Below are 15,427 nucleotides of genomic sequence, written 5' to 3'. Positions count from 1 at the left end.
CACGACGGGAGGACGCTCGTGACGCAGACACCTCAGCAGACTCCGTACACCACCAACAACGCCGGAATCCCCGTGGAGAGCGACGAACATTCGCTCACCGTGGGTTCCGACGGTCCGGTCCTGCTGCAGGACCACTACCTCATCGAGAAGATGGCCCAGTTCAACCGGGAACGGGTCCCCGAGCGGGTGGTCCACGCAAAGGGCTCCGGGGCGTACGGCGTCTTCGAAGTGACCAACGACGTCAGCCAGTTCACCAAGGCGGATCTGTTCCAGCCGGGGAAGCGCACGGAGATGCTGGCGCGCTTCTCGACGGTCGCGGGTGAGCAGGGCTCCCCCGACACCTGGCGCGACCCGCGGGGCTTCGCGCTCAAGTTCTACACGGAGTACGGCAACTACGACCTGGTCGGCAACAACACGCCGGTCTTCTTCGTGCGGGACGCGCAGAAGTTCCAGGACTTCATCCGCTCCCAGAAGCGCCGGCCCGACAGCGGACTGCGCGACAACGACATGCAGTGGGACTTCTGGACGCTGTCCCCCGAGTCCGCGCACATGGTGACGTGGCTGATGGGCGACCGCGGCGTCCCGAGGACGTACCGCCACATGAACGGGTACTCCTCGCACACCTACATGTGGGTCAACGGCGGCGGCGAACGGTTCTGGGTCAAGTACCACATCAAGACGGACCAGGGCATCGAGTTCCTCACCCAGGCCGAGGCGGACGAGCTGGCCGGCGCCGACGGTGACGTGCACCGCCGGGATCTGTTCGACTCGATCGCCTCGGGCGACGCGCCCAGTTGGACCATGCATGTGCAGGTCATGCCGTTCGAGGACGCCCCGGACTACCGGTTCAATCCGTTCGACCTGACCAAGGTGTGGCCGCACGGCGACTACCCGCTGATCGAGGTCGGCCGGATGACGCTGAACAGGAACCCGGACAACTACTTCGTCCACATCGAGCAGGCCGCGTTCGAGCCGTCCAACATGGTGCCGGGCATCGGCCCGTCGCCGGACAAGATGCTGCTCGGCCGCCTCTTCTCCTACCCGGACACGCACCGCTACCGGATCGGCCCCAACTACGCCCAGCTGCCGCCGAACCGACCGCACTCCCCGGTCCACTCGTACGCCAAGGACGGGCCGATGCGGTACGAGGCCGCCGACACCGGTGCCGTGTACGCGCCGAACTCGTACGGCGGGCCGGCCGCGGACGTCGCCCGGTTCGGTGACATCGCCGGCTGGCGGACGGCCGGCGAGATGGTACGCGAGGCGTACGCGCTGCACCGTGAGGACGACGACTGGGGGCAGCCCGGCACGATGGTCCGCAACGTCCTCGACGACGCGGCCCGGGACCGGCTGGTCTCCAACGTCACCGGCCATCTGAAGCAGGGGGTCAGCCGGCCGGTGCTCGACCGTGCGGTGCAGTACTGGCGCAACATCGACAAGAAAACCGGCGACCGGATCGCTGCGCTGACTTTGGACGACGTCGCGCCGCGTTAGCTGAGCCCGGCGGGCAAGGTTGCGCCGCGCTGGCTGGGCATCGTCGGCAACTGCGGGCCCGCTGTGGCCGATCGCGCAGTTCCCCGCGGTTGCGCCGCGCTGGCTGGGCAACATCGGCAACTGCGGGCCCGCTGTGGCCGATCGCGCAGTTCCCCGCGGTTGCGCCGCGCTGGCTGGGCAACATCGGCAACTGCGGGCCCGCTGTGGCCGATCGCGCAGTTCCCCGCGCCCCTGACGGGGCTCGACCGGCTCGCGTCGTTTCCCGCGCCCCTGGCGGGGCTCGACCGGCTTGCGTTGCCCCTAGTGGGGCTCGTTTCTCTGGTGGTCGTTGGGGGGGTCTTGGGGGGGTTGGGAGATTGGGGTTGTTGGGGTTTGGGAGGGGGTGGAGGGGGCGTTGGTTGTGGGGGTTTGCGAGGGGGGTTGGGACGTGGGTGTCTGGGACGGGCTTTGGGAGGGGGACTCGGAGGTCGGGGGCGTGGTGGTCGGGGTCTGGGAGGGGGTCTGGGACGGCGGCGGGGTGTAGGTCGGGGTGTCCGTCGGCTTGACGGCCGCGCCCTGCGTGGTGTCCAGGTCGAACTTCGCCTTCTCCGTGACGCCGAACGTGTAGGCCGCCCAGATCTCCGCCGGGTAACCACCACCGTTGATGCGGCCGCTGCCCGGTATCAGCCCGGTCGCACCCATCAGCGTGGTGTGCCGGCCTGACTTGGCGTCCTCGCCGAACAGGCCGACCGAGGTGACCAGATCGGGTGTGTAGCCGGTGAACCAGGCGGAGATGTTCTCGTCGGACGTACCGGTCTTGCCCGCCACCTGCTGCCCCTTGCGCAGCGGGTTGTCCGCCACCGACGTCTTGGCCGTACCGTCGTCGACCACACCGGTCAGCACCGAGGTCACCGTGTCCGCGACCGTCCGGCTGACCACCTGTTCGCCGACGGGGTCGGGCATCTCGACCGTACGGTTCCGTTTCTCCGCCGACTTGACGATCGACGGCGTCACCTTCCGGCCATGATTGTCCAGGGTGGCGTAGATCCCGGCCATCTCCAGCGGACTGGCGCCCATGGAGCCCAGCGTCTGCGCCGGCACCGCCTGCATGCCCTTGGTGTCCATGCCGAGGTCCTTGGCGGTGCTCATCACCTTGTCCATGCCCACGTCGACGCCCATCTGCGCGAAGACCGAGTTCACGGACTTGTTCATCGCCGTCTGGACCGAGATGTCGCCGTAGCTCCGGTTGTCCTCGTTGGGCGGGGCGAAGCCGACCTTGGTGCCGTTGTCCGTGACCGGGTGGCGGCTGGTGCCGTCGTAGGCCGTGTCGGCGTCGATCTTCTTGCCGTCCTGCGTCTTGGCGTCGTTCTCCAGCGCGGCGGCGAGGATCACCGGCTTGAACGTCGACGCGGGCTGGTAGTCGCGGCGCGTGGCGTTGCTGAAGTAGTGCTTGTAGTAGTCCTTGCCGCCGTACAGCGCGACGATCGCGCCGGTCTTCGGGTCGACCGATACCGCGCCGGCCTGGACGTTCCCGTCGACCTTGCGTTTCTTCGCGTCGAGCTTCCCGGTCAGCTCGGACTTGACCGCCTTCTCCAGCTCGGCCTGCCGCTTCTTGTCGATGTTCAGGGTGATGGTCCAGCCCTGGTCGACGACCGCGCTCTCCGCCTGGGACTGGGTGAGTCCCTCCTGGTCCATCAGCTGCTGCTCCAGCTGCTTGTTGGCGAGGTCGACGAGATAGCCCTTCTGCCCGTCGAGGCCGGGGGCGCCCTTGGGGTCGTCGGGCACGGGGAACGTCATGGCGTCGCGCTCGCCCTTGCCGAGCCAGCCCTCCTCGACCATGTTGTCCAGGACGTAGTTCCAGCGCTGCTTCACCAGTTTCTTACCGGTCTCCGAGGCGACCGCCCAGTCGTACTGGCTCGGTGCCTGGAGCAGCGCGGCCAGGTACGCGCCCTGCCCGACCGTGAGCTCCTGGGCGTCGACCCGGTAGTAGGCCTGTGCCGCGGCCTGGACACCATAGGCGTTACGGCCGTAGTAGCTGGTGTTGATGTAGCCCGCGAGGATGTCGTCCTTGGACTTCTGGCGGTCCACCTTCAAGGAGATGACCAGTTCCTTCAGCTTGCGCGTGACGGTCTGGTCCTGGTTGAGGTAGTAGTTCTTGACGTACTGCTGGGTGATCGTCGAGCCGCCCTGCTTGCCCTTGCCCGAGAGGGTGTTGAGCAGACCGCGGGCGGTGCCCCTGAAGTCGACGCCGGAGTCCTTGTAGAAGGTCTTGTTCTCGGCCGCGACGAAGGTCAGCTGGACCTTCTTCGGCACCTTCGACAGGTCGACGATCTCCCGGTTGACCTCGCCCTTGCGGGCCAGGATCGTCCCGTCGCTGTACTTGTAGACATTGCTCTGGCGCTGTGCCGCCGCGTTGCCCGCGGGAACGTCCACCATCAGGTACAGCACGATGAAGGCGCCGATGCCGAGCAGGCACAGTCCGAGGAACGTGCCGAGGATCTTCTTCCAGGTGAACAGCCTGCGTATGCCGCTCTTGCCGGATCGGCCGGCCGCTCGCGACGAGCGGCGCCTGGGCGCTGCGCGGTGGCCACCGCGTTGTCGCGCTCGTCTCTCGTCCGCTCGTCCCATGGATCAGCTCGCTCCGCTTCGGTCTCGGTCAGCTCAGAAAGCTAACACCCGTCTCTATGACAAAGGCCTTCGATCCGCCCCTTTGCGGACGTGACAATCAGCACCAGCCCCACCGGGTCCGACGACCCAGGGGCGTGGAGGGTTGCGTGCGGGGGTAAAGTGATATCACTTAGCTAGTACGCAAGCAGGCACCACGAGAACGGGGGACCACCCATGTCCGCACATGAGACGCCCACCACCGCCGACATCCCGGAGATGCCCGCCCCACGGGTGCGGGAGGTCACGGCGCACAGCATCGGCGGCGGGCTCGCCCTGCTGCTCGGCCTGGTCGGCCTGCTGCTCGGCACCGGGATGACCGTGAGCGCGACCGCGGTCGACGGGGCCGGAGCGAAGGCGGCCCTGATAGTCGTCGGCATCCTGGTGGCCCTCGGCGCCTTCCTCGCCATGTGCGGTCTGAACATGGTCGCGCCCGGCGAGGCCCGCGTCGTCCAGCTCTTCGGCCGCTACCGGGGGACGATCCGGCAGGACGGACTGCGCTGGGTGAACCCCTTCACCTCGCGCACGAAGATCTCGACCCGCGTCCGCAACAACGAGACCGCGGTCCTCAAGGTGAACGACGCCTACGGCAACCCGATCGAGCTGGCCGCAGTCGTGGTCTGGAAGGTCCGGGACACCGCCCAGGCCGTGTTCGAGGTCGACGACTACGCCGAGTTCGTCGCCACGCAGACCGAGACGGCCGTGCGGCACATCGCCATCGAGTACCCCTACGACGCGCACGACGAGGACGGTCTCTCGCTGCGCGGCAACGCCGAGGAGATCACCGAGAAGCTCGCGGTGGAACTGCACGCGCGCGTGGAGGCGGCCGGGGTGCACATCATCGAGTCGCGCTTCACACATCTCGCCTATGCCCCCGAGATCGCCTCGGCGATGCTCCAGCGGCAGCAGGCCGGCGCGGTCGTCGCGGCCCGGCGGCAGATCGTCGACGGGGCGGTGGGCATGGTGGAGGCGGCGCTCGCTCGGATCGCGGAGCGCGACATCATGGAGCTGGACGAGGAACGGAAGGCGGCGATGGTGTCCAACCTGATGGTGGTGCTGTGCGGGGACAGGGCACCGCAGCCCGTCCTGAACACCGGGACCCTCTACCAGTGACGGACTCCGCCGAGACGCCGAGGCGTCGGCCGCAGCAGCGCAAGCAGGTGCTGCTGCGGCTCGACCCGCATGTCTACGAGGCGCTCGCCCGGTGGGCCGGGGACGAACTGCGCTCAGCCAACGCCCAGATCGAGTTCCTGCTGCGCCGGGCGCTGGCGGACGCGGGACGGCTGCCGAAGGAGACCGGGCCGCTGCCGCGGCGGGGCCGGCCTCCTGTATCGGATGTTTCGGAACCGTGACAATCGGCTCCCACCTGCGCACTCGTACGCCCGGCCACGATCACTGCACTCCGCGTATACACGCTGCGTATACACCGTGTGTAGAGTCCCTGGCATGTCCATCGGTCACACCCTTTTGGGACTCCTGGAGTCCGGCCCCCGACACGGCTACGACCTGAAGCGGGCCTTCGACGAGAAGTTCGGTCACGATCGGCCGCTGCACTACGGCCAGGTCTACTCGACGATGTCCCGGCTCCTGAAGCACGGGTACGTGGAGGTCGACGGGATCGAGGCGGGCGGCGGTCCCGAACGCAAGCGGTACGCCATCACGGACGCCGGGATCACCGACGTGGAGCGGTGGCTGGCGGCACCCGAGAAGCCGGAGGAGTACCTTCAGTCCACCCTCTACACCAAGGTCGTCCTCGCGCTGCTGACGCACCGCGACGCCGCCGTCATCCTCGACGCCCAGCGCGCCGAGCATCTGCGCACCATGCGGATCCTGACCGACCGCAAGCGCAAGGGCGACCTCGCCGACCAGCTGATCTGCGATCACGCGCTGTTCCATCTGGAGGCCGACCTGCGCTGGCTCGAACTGACCACCGCGCGGCTCGGCAAGCTCCGAGAGGCGGTGGCCCGATGACCCCGCCCCCCGGTTCCCTGCTCACCGCCGAGGACCTGCGCAAGGCGTACGGGCCGACCGTCGCGCTGGACGGCGCCTCGTTCTCCATCCATCCCGGCGAGGTCGTCGCCGTCATGGGCCCCTCCGGGTCCGGCAAGTCGACGCTGCTGCACTGCCTGGCCGGGATCGTGCCGGCCGACTCCGGCTCGATCACCTACGCCGGCCGGGAACTCGCGACGATGAACGACGCCCAGCGCAGCCTGCTGCGCCGCTCCGAGTTCGGGTTCGTCTTCCAGTTCGGCCAGCTCGTACCGGAGTTGACCTGTGTGGAGAACGTCGCCCTGCCGCTGCGGCTGAACGGCAGGCCGCGCAAGGAGGCCGAGCGTGCCGCGCTCGGCTGGATGGAGCGGCTGGAGGTCGACGATCTGCGGGGCAAGCGGCCCGGCGAGGTCTCCGGCGGCCAGGGGCAGCGGGTGGCCGTGGCCCGGGCCCTGGTCACCGAGCCGCGCGTGCTGTTCGCCGACGAGCCGACCGGCGCGCTCGACTCGCTCAACGGCGAGCGGGTGATGGAACTGCTGACGGACGCGGCCAGGTCCACCAACGCGGCCGTCGTCCTCGTCACTCACGAGGCCCGGGTGGCGGCCTACTCGGACCGCGAGGTCGTCGTACGGGACGGGAAGTCCCGGGACATGGAGCGCGTCGTATGAGCGCCCGGCGGGAGCAGCCGCCCGGCGGCGCGGTGCCGCGGCGCTGGGGCGGGCTCCGGGATCTGACGCTCGGGGCCCGCTTCGCCGTCACCGGCGGGCGCGAGGGCTGGGTTCGGCTGCTGCTGACGGCCGTCGGCGTGGGGCTCGGCGTGGCCCTGCTGCTGCTGACGACCGCGGTGCCGAACGCGCTGTCGGTGCGGCACGAGCGCGAACAGGCCCGGGTGGACTACACCTACGGCACCACCGTACGGCCCCGCTCCGACGACACGCTTCTGATCGCCGACGTCGACACGGAGTTCGGGGACAGGATCGTGCGCGGGCGGCTGGTGGAACCGGAGGGGCCGCGGGCCCCGCTGGCGCCCGGACTTGACCGGTACCCCGCCAAGGGCGACATGGTCGTCTCGCCCGCGCTGCGGGACCTGCTCGCCTCCGACGACGCGCGGCTGCTGCGCGAGCGGCTGCCGTACCGGATCGTCGGCACCATCGGGGAGAGCGGGCTCATCGGCTCGCACGAACTCGCCTACTACGCGGGCGCCCACGGGCTCGCCGACCGGATCGACGGCTCCCTGGTGGGCCGCATCACCGCCTTCGGCGACCCCAACCCGACGGACCAGCCCGCCGACCCGGTGCTGGTCCTGCTGGTCCTCGTCGTCTTCGTGGTGCTGCTGATGCCGGTGGCCGTGTTCATCACCGCGGCCGTACGGTTCGGCGGCGAGCGGCGTGACCGCAGGCTGGCCGCGCTGCGGCTGGTGGGCTCCGACAGCCGGATGACCCGGCGGATCGCCGCGGGCGAGGCGCTCGCCGGTGCGGTGTTCGGCCTCGTCCTCGGCACCGTCTTCTTCCTGATCGGCCGGGAGATAGCGGGCTCGGTCGAGATCCTCGGCATCAGCGTGTTCCCGAGCTATCTGAACCCCTCCCCGCTGCTGGCCGCGCTCGTCGCGTTCGCGGTCCCGGCCGCCGCGGTCCTGGTCACCGTGCTCGCCCTGCGCGGAGTCGTGATCGAGCCGCTCGGCGTGATCCGCACGGCACGGCCCGCGCGCCGGCACCTGTGGTGGCGGCTGCTGCTGCCGCTGGGCGGGCTTGCGCTGCTCTACCCGATGATCGGCCAGGGCCGGGACAACGGGGACTTCAACCAGTACCTGGTCACCGGCGGAGTCATACTGCTGCTGGTGGGCATCACGGCGCTGCTGCCATGGGTGGTGGAAGCGGTCGTCGCCCGGCTGGGCGCCGGCTCGGTGGCCTGGCAACTGGCCGTGCGAAGGCTCCAGTTGAGCAGTGGCACCGCGGCCCGCATGGTCAACGGCATCGCCGTGGCGGTGGCCGGCGCCATCGCCCTGCAGATGCTGTTCGCCGGAGTGGACGACGACTACACCAAGCAGTCGCGCAACGACCTCACCCGGGCGCAGATGCAGCTGAACATCGCGAGGGACATCGACCTCGCCGCGGCGGCCGACCAGTTGGCGGCGACCCGGGGCGTGCGCAGGACAACGGCGCTGGCCCAGTCCATGGTCAGCGACACATCATGGCGCAAGGACCCGGAGCGCAGCGCCGGGCTGACCGTCGGCGACTGCGCCGCGCTGCGCGAGGTCGCCGCACTGCCCTCGTGCCGGGACGGCGACGCGTTCGCCGTGCGCGGCGTGGAATGGGACACGGACACCCCGAAGCTGTCCAAGCCCGGCACGAAGCTCTACGTCGACGCCTCGTACGGCAACCGACCGGGTGGGAGCGGCATCCTGCTGACCGTGCCGGCGGGCCTGAAGCAGGCGCGGACGATCGACTCTCCGAACGGCGGCCGAACCAGCGGCTTTTTGATGACCCCGGGCGCGCTGCCCGCGAAGGCCGTCGGCGTGATGGGCGGCACGATCTATCTGTCCTTCGACGCGTCCGTGCCCGACGTCAAGGAGTACATCCGCAACACGGCCGCGCGGATCGACCCGCGGATCGACCCGATGCTCTGGTCGGCCACCGAGCAGTCCACGAGGTTCACCTCCATCCGTACTGGACTGTTCGTCGGCGCCGCCTGTGTGCTCGCGCTGATCGGGGCCAGCCTGCTGGTCTCGCAACTGGAGCAGTTGCGCGAGCGCAGGAAGCTGCTGTCCTCCCTGGTCGCCTTCGGCACCCGGCGGCGCACGCTGGGCCTGTCGGTGCTGTGGCAGACGGCGGTGCCGATCGCGCTCGGTCTGCTGCTGGCCTCGGTGGTGGGCCTGACCCTGGGCGCGGTGCTGCTGCGGATGACCGGCACCACGGTGAGCGTGGACTGGGCGAGCGTGCTGTCGCTGACCGGCTTCGGCGCCGCCGTCGTCCTCGGTGTGACCCTGCTCAGCCTGCCGCCGCTGCTGCGGCTGATGCGCCCGGACGGGCTGCGCACCGAGTAGCGGGCGCCTCGCAGGACCGGGGCCCCTTCCCGCGGGAAGGGGCCCTCAGCCGTGGGCGAGCAGCCGCACGGGCAGGGTTCGCAGCGCCTCCCGCAGGGCGGTCGCGAGTTCCCGGTACTCGGCGCCGCGGGCCGCGCCGGTGCGCATCGCGAGGGCGACCCGGCGGCTGGGCGCGGGATCGGCGAAGTAACCGGTGAGGAGCCGGGCACTGCGGCTCGTCTCGACCTTGAGGGCGGTGCGCGGCAGCAGGGTGCAGCCGAGCCCGCCGGCCACGAGTTGGACGAGCGTCGAAAGACCCGCGGCGGTGGTCGCCACCGGGGCGTCCGCGCGGCCGGCCTCCCGGCAGATGTCCAGGGCCTGGTCGCGCAGGCAGTGTCCCTCGTCGAGGAGCAGCAGGTTCAGCTCCCTGAGCGCCTCGCGGGGAATGCCCTCCCGGCCGCCGAGCCAGTGCTCCGGGGGCGTGACAAGCACGAAGTCCTCGTCGAAGAGCGGCAGTTCGGTGACGCTGGGGACGCCGAGCGGGACGGCGAGCAGCAGCAGGTCGAGCCGGCCGCTGCTCAGTCCGTCGACCAGGCTGGCGGTCTGCTCCTCGTGCACCTGGAGGTCGAGGTCCGGATACCGGTCGTGGACCACCCCGAGGACGGTCGGCAGCAGATAGGGCGCGACGGTCGGGATCACCCCGAGCCGCAGCGCGCCGGTGAACGGCGCCCGCACCGCCTCGGCCTCCTCCAGCAGCGCGGCGACCTCGGCGAGCACCGCCTTCGCCCGTACGGCCAGCCGCTCACCGGCGGGCGAGAGCAGCACCTTGCGGGTCGTACGCTCCAGGAGCGTGACGCCGAGGGTCTCTTCGAGTGTGGCGACGGCCCCGGACAGCGCGGGCTGGCTCATGCCTATCGCGGCGGCGGCGTCCCGGAAGTGCAGATGCTCCGCGACGGCGGCGAAGGCACGCAACTGGGACAGGCTGGGCTGCCTCCGCTTACCTGCGGTCACTGATAGCTACCTCCGATCAACACGACTGAGTGTAGCTATTTCCCGGATCAATGCCGTCTGTGCCACCATCAGCTCCGTCCAACCCATGGGAAACGCCCGTGACCGGGGTGTTTCCTCGCTGCAAGGAGAGCGCGTGCTCACTGTCGGTGACAAGTTCCCCGAGTTCGACCTCACTGCCTGCGTCTCGCTGGAGAAGGGCAAGGAGTTCGAGAAGATCAACCACAAGACCTACGAAGGCAAGTGGAAGGTGATCTTCGCCTGGCCCAAGGACTTCACCTTCGTGTGCCCGACCGAGATCGCCGCCTTCGGCAAGCTGAACGAGGAGTTCGCCGACCGCGACGCGCAGGTCCTCGGCTTCTCCGGCGACTCGGAGTTCGTCCACCACGCCTGGCGCAAGGACCACGACGACCTGCGCGACCTGCCGTTCCCGATGATGGCCGACTCCAAGCACGAGCTGATGCGCGACCTCGGCATCGAGGACGCGGAGGGCTTCGCCAAGCGCGCGGTCTTCATCGTCGACCAGAACAACGAGATCCAGTTCTCGATGGTGACCGCGGGCTCGGTCGGCCGTAACCCGAAGGAGGTCCTGCGGGTCCTGGACGCCCTCCAGACGGACGAACTGTGCCCGTGCAACTGGGCCAAGGGCGACGAGACGCTGGACCCGGTCGCGCTGCTCGCCGGAGAGTGAGTCCGTGTCCCTCGACTCCCTCAAGTCCCGCGTACCGGACTACGCGAAGGACCTGAAGCTCAACCTGGGCTCGGTCATCGGCAACTCCGACCTGCCCGCCCAGCAGTTGTGGGGCACGGTGCTGGCGACGGCGATCGCCGCCCGCTCCCCCATCGTGCTGCGCGAGCTGGAGCCGGAGGCGAAGGCCAACCTCTCGCCCGAGGCGTACACGGCCGCCAAGTCGGCCGCCGCCGTGATGGCGATGAACAACGTCTTCTACCGCACCCGCCACCTGCTCTCCGACCACGAGTACGGCACCCTGCGCGCGGGCCTGCGGATGAACGTCATCGGCAACCCCGGGGTCGACAAGGTCGACTTCGAGCTGTGGTCCTTCGCGGTGTCCGCGATCAACGGCTGCGGCATGTGCCTGGACTCGCACGAGCAGGTACTGCGCAAGGCCGGCGTGACCCGCGAGGTCATCCAGGAGGCCTTCAAGATCGCCGCGGTGGTCCAGGCGGTGGGCACCACCCTGGACGCCGAGGCGGTGCTCGCCGAATAACCCCCGACTCGGCGCAGGCCGGCGCGAACCAGGCGGTTCCCCGGGCCCCGCTCACCCTTGGTGGGCGGGGCCTTCCGCGTCCGCCGCAACCGGCTCCTGCCGCACCGCGGGTGGGGCCGGGCGCACCCGTCCGGCGCTGCGCAGCGCCTGCTCCTCGGAGTAGGCCCGCAGATAGCCGGCCACCGTGTTGGTCACCGCCACCAGGGGTACGGCGACCACGGCGCCGCCGATGCCGGCCACCATGCCGCCCGCGGTCACGGACAGAACGACGGCCAGGGGATGCACCCGCACCGCACGGCCCAGGATGAAGGGCTGCAGGATGTGCCCCTCGATCTGCTGGACCGCCAGGATCACCACCAGCGTCATGCCCGCGGTGAACACGCCCTGGGTGACGAGGGCGACCACCACGGCCAGCACCCCCGAGGCGACCGCGCCCACGAGCGGGATGAACGAGAACAGGAAGATGAACACGGCCAGCGGAACGGCCATGGGGACGTTCAGGAAGTAGATGCCAAGGCCGATGAAGATCGCGTCGATCAGGGCGACCAGCACCGTGCCGCGGACGTAGGCCGTCAGTGTGCGCCAGGCGCGCGGGCCCGCGCCGGCCACGCCCGGCCGGGCCGCGGCCGGCACCAGCTTCAGCGCCCACTGCCAGATCCGGTCGCCGTCGTAGAGCAGGAACAACGTCGAGAAGAACACCAGCAGAATGCCGGTCAACGCCTCGACGACGACCTGAACTCCCTCCAGCCCGGCCGACGTTATCTGGTCGGTGTTGGCGCCGATCGCCTCCCGCAGGCTCTTGGCGATCTGGTTGATCTGCTTGTCCGTGACATGGAACGGGCTCTGCAGCAGCCAGCGGCGCAGATCGTCGATGCCGCTCTGGACCTGGTCGGAGAGCGTGTCGATGTTCTCCATGACCTGCCAGGTCACGAACCAGCCGATCAGCCCCATCACGATGAAGCCGAGGATCGCGGTGAGTGCGGTGGCCGGGCCGCGCGGCACACCATGCCGTTTCAGCCGGGCCACCGTGGGCTGCAACAGCGCGGTGACCAGCAGCGAGATGACGAAGGCGAACACCACGAGTTGTACGGAGCTGATGACGCGCATCAGCACCCACACCGTGCCGGCCAGCACCAGCAGCCGCCAGCCCGCCTCGGCCGCGACCCGCACGCCCCAGGGCACCGCCTGCGCGGGGTCCGGGCGGACGATCCGGACCTCGGCCGGTTCCTGGAGGCCGTCGGACACCGGCTCCTCGGGGGGCGCCTGCGGTGGTTCCTCGGCGTGCTGCCGCTCCGCCGCCACCCGCCGCTCGTCCAACCGCTCCCCCATCTGCGTCAGTCCGGCTCCGATCCGGCCGAGCCATCCTGGCACTCGCGACATGATCCGTCCTTCTCCCGCATGTCCCCGGGTGCGCCCCACCACTCCTCCCAGGAATCGTCCGTCCGACCGTACACGGCAACAGCCCCTCCCCGTAGGACGGGAAGGGGCTGTGCCGGGTTGAGAGGGAGGCGGCGAACCGCTGTTCGCCTCAGTACCAGTGGTTGGCCTGCCAGAACGACCAGGCGTCACAGGGACTGCCGTAGCGGTCGTTCATGTAGTTCAGGCCCCACTTGATCTGGGTGGCCGGGTTGGTCTGCCAGTCGGCGCCCACGGAGGACATCTTGGAGCCCGGCAGCGCCTGGAAGAGGCCGTAGGCGCCGGAGGAGGCGTTGACGGCACGGTAGTTCCAGCTGGACTCGTGGTCCACGATGTTGCTGAAGCACTGGAACTGGCCGCTCGCCACCATCTGCCGCGCCATCGCCTGGATCTGCGCGACCGAGTAGGAGCTCTGGACGGGGAAGCTGGCGGCGCCGACGCTCTTGCTGCGGCTGGCTTCCTTCGCGGCCTCCTCGCGCTCCTTGGCGGCCTTGGCCGCCTTCTCGGCGGCGTCCTTCTTCGCGATCGCGGTCTCCGCGGCCGCCTTGCGGGCCGCCGCCTCGGCGTCCTTCTTGGCGCTCGCGTCCGCGGCGATGGCCTGTGCGTCCGCCTGCTGTGTCAGGGACGCGGTCTGCACCTGGGCCTGCTGACCCGCGGGAATGTCCGCGAGAAGCGTCGCGTCGGTTGCCGTCGCCTCGGCGTCGTTGTTCTGCGCGACGCTGCCCGAGGCAACTCCGACGACGCTTCCGACGGCGGTGACCGCGGTGGCCGAGGCCACTGCGAATCCCCGGACCGAAATCCGGCTCACACGGTTTCCTTCCAGCATCGCCCGCTTCGGTGACCCTGGCGGACGCAATCGTGCCCCTGACGCTGGCCTCCCAACTGCGGGGTCACGGGAGGCACGGGCCCGGTGGGCAACTCCCTGCACGGGAGCGCCGCATGGTGCTCGGGCGGCATACGACGACGCTATGGAGTTGACCGTGGTGCCTGGGTACTGCCGCCTCAAGGGCGTGGGAGGTGCCCCCAAGGGGCACTGCTGTGTCGTATGCGGGGCCTGACAGGAATGAGACTCTGCCGTAACCCCACGCCGGTAGGCAATTCCGAGTTGCGTGTGAAAGCTCACATCTCGTTTGCCCCCGGCGTTTTCAAGAATCCCCCACACACCACGGCGCCGCCCGGCTAGGCTCAGGCCTTTGCCGGACGGCGCCAACCAACGGGTAACCGACCCAAATCGAGCAGTCGGGTCAGATGTGTCCGTCCTCCAGCATTTCGGTCACGAGCGCGGCGATCTGGGATCTTTCGGACCGGGTCAGCGTGACATGCGCGAAGAGCGGATGCCCCTTCAGTTTCTCCACCACGGCGACGACACCGTCGTAGCGGCCGACCCGCAGATTGTCCCGCTGCGCGACGTCATGGGTCAGCACCACCCGCGAGTTCGCCCCGATCCGGGACAGAACGGTCAGCAGCACGTTGCGTTCCAGCGACTGTGCCTCGTCCACGATCACGAACGCGTCGTGCAGCGAACGCCCCCGGATGTGGGTCAGCGGCAGGACCTCCAGCATCCCGCGCGCGGTGACCTCCTCGATCACCTCACGGCTGGTGACCGCCGACAGCGTGTCGAACACCGCCTGCGCCCACGGGCTCATCTTCTCGGCCTCGGTGCCGGGCAGATAGCCCAGCTCCTGCCCGCCGACCGCGTACAGCGGACGGAAGACCATCACCTTCTGGTGCTGACGGCGCTCCAGGACCGCCTCCAGGCCGGCGCACAGCGCCAGCGCCGACTTGCCGGTGCCGGCCCGGCCGCCCATGGACACGATGCCCACATCCGGGTCGAGGAGCAGATCGAGGGCGATCCGCTGCTCGGCGCTGCGGCCCTTGATGCCGAACACCTCCCGGTCGCCGCGCACCAGTCGGATGGTGCCCTCCGCCGACACCCGGCCGAGCGCCTTGCCCCGCTCCGACTGGATCGTCAGACCGGTGTGCACGGGCAGTCCTGCGGCCTCCGGCACCTGGGCGTGCCCCTCCTCGAAGAGGGTGTCCACCTGTTCGGCGGACAGGGTCAGCTCGGACATGCCGGTCCAGCCGGAGGAGTCCGTGATGGCCAGCTCCGCGCGGTACTCCTCGGCGAGCAGACCGACGGAGGACGCCTTGATGCGCAGGGGCAGGTCCTTCGAGACGACGGTGACGTCGAACCCCTCGGCCTGCAGATTGCGGGCTACGGCGAGGATGCGCGAGTCGTTGTCCCCCAGGCGGTAGCCGGTGGGCAGCACGCTGGGATCCGAGTGGTTGAGCTCGACACGGACGGTCCCGCCGAGGTCCCCGATCGGGATGGGGGCGTCGAGACGGCCGTACCGCACCCGGTAGTCGTCGAGCAGGCGCAGCGCCTGCCGGGCGAAGTAGCCGAGTTCGGGATGGTGCCGCTTGGCCTCCAGCTCCGTGACCACCACGATCGGGAGCACGACCTCGTGCTCGTCGAAGCGGGTCAGGGCGTTCGGGTCGGCCAGCAGGACGCTGGTGTCGAGAACATAGGTGCGCCGGTCGGGCTTGTGGCGCTTTGTGCTGGTCACCACGGAAGGACGTACCCCCTCGGATGAGGTCGGGGAGCGACGGGACGGAAGCTGGGCCG

General features: G+C 69.6%; 13 protein-coding genes. 8 read left to right on the top strand and 5 right to left on the bottom strand.

Features of this window, described 5'->3' with window-relative positions; genetic code table 11:
- Window positions 1-18: 18 nt before the first annotated feature.
- Window positions 19-1,494, top strand: a complete 1,476-nt coding sequence (locus ACFYTE_RS01830) for a catalase (RefSeq protein ID WP_388703458.1) — start codon at window positions 19-21, stop codon at window positions 1,492-1,494.
- 300 nt (window positions 1,495-1,794) lie between these two features.
- Here ACFYTE_RS01830 and ACFYTE_RS01825 read toward each other — a convergent pair whose 3' ends face one another.
- Entirely contained in the window at window positions 1,795-4,101 is a 2,307-nt protein-coding gene (locus tag ACFYTE_RS01825) for a transglycosylase domain-containing protein (protein ID WP_388703457.1), read from the bottom strand.
- Window positions 4,102-4,314: 213 nt separating this feature from the next.
- Between ACFYTE_RS01825 and ACFYTE_RS01820 the strand changes: the two genes are divergently transcribed.
- From ACFYTE_RS01820 to ACFYTE_RS01800, 5 genes are all read left to right on the top strand, one after another.
- Complete coding sequence (locus ACFYTE_RS01820; protein ID WP_388703454.1) at window positions 4,315-5,250, top strand: SPFH domain-containing protein; 936 nt, start codon at window positions 4,315-4,317, stop codon at window positions 5,248-5,250.
- Window positions 5,247-5,489 carry a hypothetical protein gene (locus ACFYTE_RS01815; RefSeq protein ID WP_388703452.1) on the top strand — a complete coding sequence of 81 codons (243 nt, stop codon included), beginning with the start codon at window positions 5,247-5,249 and terminating at the stop codon, window positions 5,487-5,489. The genes ACFYTE_RS01820 and ACFYTE_RS01815 overlap by 4 nt, the downstream gene beginning before the upstream one ends.
- A gap of 94 nt (window positions 5,490-5,583) precedes the next feature.
- Window positions 5,584-6,108 (top strand): PadR family transcriptional regulator, encoded by a 525-nt coding sequence (locus ACFYTE_RS01810; RefSeq protein ID WP_388703450.1) that lies wholly within the window; start codon window positions 5,584-5,586, stop codon window positions 6,106-6,108.
- On the top strand, window positions 6,105-6,794 hold the full coding sequence (locus tag ACFYTE_RS01805) for an ABC transporter ATP-binding protein (protein WP_388703447.1): 690 nt from the start codon (window positions 6,105-6,107) through the stop codon (window positions 6,792-6,794). The genes ACFYTE_RS01810 and ACFYTE_RS01805 overlap by 4 nt, the downstream gene beginning before the upstream one ends.
- Window positions 6,791-9,169 carry an ABC transporter permease gene (locus ACFYTE_RS01800; protein WP_388703444.1) on the top strand — a complete coding sequence of 793 codons (2,379 nt, stop codon included), beginning with the start codon at window positions 6,791-6,793 and terminating at the stop codon, window positions 9,167-9,169. Before ACFYTE_RS01805 ends, ACFYTE_RS01800 begins: the two co-directional genes overlap by 4 nt.
- 45 nt (window positions 9,170-9,214) lie before the next feature.
- Here the strand turns inward: ACFYTE_RS01800 and ACFYTE_RS01795 are convergent, their stop codons facing one another.
- Window positions 9,215-10,159: a LysR substrate-binding domain-containing protein gene (locus ACFYTE_RS01795; RefSeq protein WP_388703442.1), complete on the bottom strand. Its 945-nt coding sequence runs from the start codon at window positions 10,157-10,159 to the stop codon at window positions 9,215-9,217.
- Between the two features lie 133 nt (window positions 10,160-10,292).
- On the opposite strand from ACFYTE_RS01795, the gene ACFYTE_RS01790 reads away from it, so the two are divergent.
- Together ACFYTE_RS01790 and ACFYTE_RS01785 are read left to right on the top strand one after the other, a co-directional pair.
- The gene (locus ACFYTE_RS01790) at window positions 10,293-10,847 is read left to right on the top strand and encodes a peroxiredoxin (RefSeq protein ID WP_388703439.1); all 555 of its coding nucleotides are present in this window, start codon (window positions 10,293-10,295) and stop codon (window positions 10,845-10,847) included.
- A 4-nt stretch (window positions 10,848-10,851) separates the two neighbouring features.
- Window positions 10,852-11,385 carry an alkyl hydroperoxide reductase gene (locus tag ACFYTE_RS01785; RefSeq protein ID WP_388703437.1) on the top strand — a complete coding sequence of 178 codons (534 nt, stop codon included), beginning with the start codon at window positions 10,852-10,854 and terminating at the stop codon, window positions 11,383-11,385.
- 51 nt (window positions 11,386-11,436) lie between these two features.
- On the opposite strand, the gene ACFYTE_RS01780 is transcribed toward ACFYTE_RS01785, so the two are convergent.
- From ACFYTE_RS01780 to ACFYTE_RS01770, 3 genes are all read right to left on the bottom strand, one after another.
- Entirely contained in the window at window positions 11,437-12,765 is a 1,329-nt protein-coding gene (locus tag ACFYTE_RS01780; protein WP_388703435.1) for an AI-2E family transporter, read from the bottom strand.
- Between the two features lie 148 nt (window positions 12,766-12,913).
- Complete coding sequence (locus tag ACFYTE_RS01775; RefSeq protein ID WP_388703432.1) at window positions 12,914-13,627, bottom strand: transglycosylase SLT domain-containing protein; 714 nt, start codon at window positions 13,625-13,627, stop codon at window positions 12,914-12,916.
- A gap of 418 nt (window positions 13,628-14,045) precedes the next feature.
- On the bottom strand, window positions 14,046-15,371 hold the full coding sequence (locus ACFYTE_RS01770) for a PhoH family protein (protein ID WP_388703430.1): 1,326 nt from the start codon (window positions 15,369-15,371) through the stop codon (window positions 14,046-14,048).
- Window positions 15,372-15,427: the final 56 nt, after the last annotated feature.

Origin of the sequence: Streptomyces sp. NPDC004629, from assembly GCF_042873595.1 — a bacterium.
Classification (GTDB): domain Bacteria; phylum Actinomycetota; class Actinomycetes; order Streptomycetales; family Streptomycetaceae; genus Streptomyces.
This window is presented reverse-complemented; position numbering and strand designations above follow the sequence as displayed.

Bases quoted from the DNA above. Each gene is read 5' to 3' on its own strand.
- ACFYTE_RS01825 (WP_388703457.1), bottom strand. From the start codon at position 4,101: ATGGGACGAGCGGACGAGAGACGAGCGCGACAACGCGGTGGCCACCGC.
- ACFYTE_RS01820 (WP_388703454.1), top strand. From the start codon at position 4,315: ATGTCCGCACATGAGACGCCCACCACCGCCGACATCCCGGAGATGCCC.
- ACFYTE_RS01810 (WP_388703450.1), top strand. From the start codon at position 5,584: ATGTCCATCGGTCACACCCTTTTGGGACTCCTGGAGTCCGGCCCCCGA.
- ACFYTE_RS01805 (WP_388703447.1), top strand. From the start codon at position 6,105: ATGACCCCGCCCCCCGGTTCCCTGCTCACCGCCGAGGACCTGCGCAAG.
- ACFYTE_RS01800 (WP_388703444.1), top strand. From the start codon at position 6,791: ATGAGCGCCCGGCGGGAGCAGCCGCCCGGCGGCGCGGTGCCGCGGCGC.
- ACFYTE_RS01780 (WP_388703435.1), bottom strand. From the start codon at position 12,765: ATGTCGCGAGTGCCAGGATGGCTCGGCCGGATCGGAGCCGGACTGACG.
- ACFYTE_RS01775 (WP_388703432.1), bottom strand. From the start codon at position 13,627: ATGCTGGAAGGAAACCGTGTGAGCCGGATTTCGGTCCGGGGATTCGCA.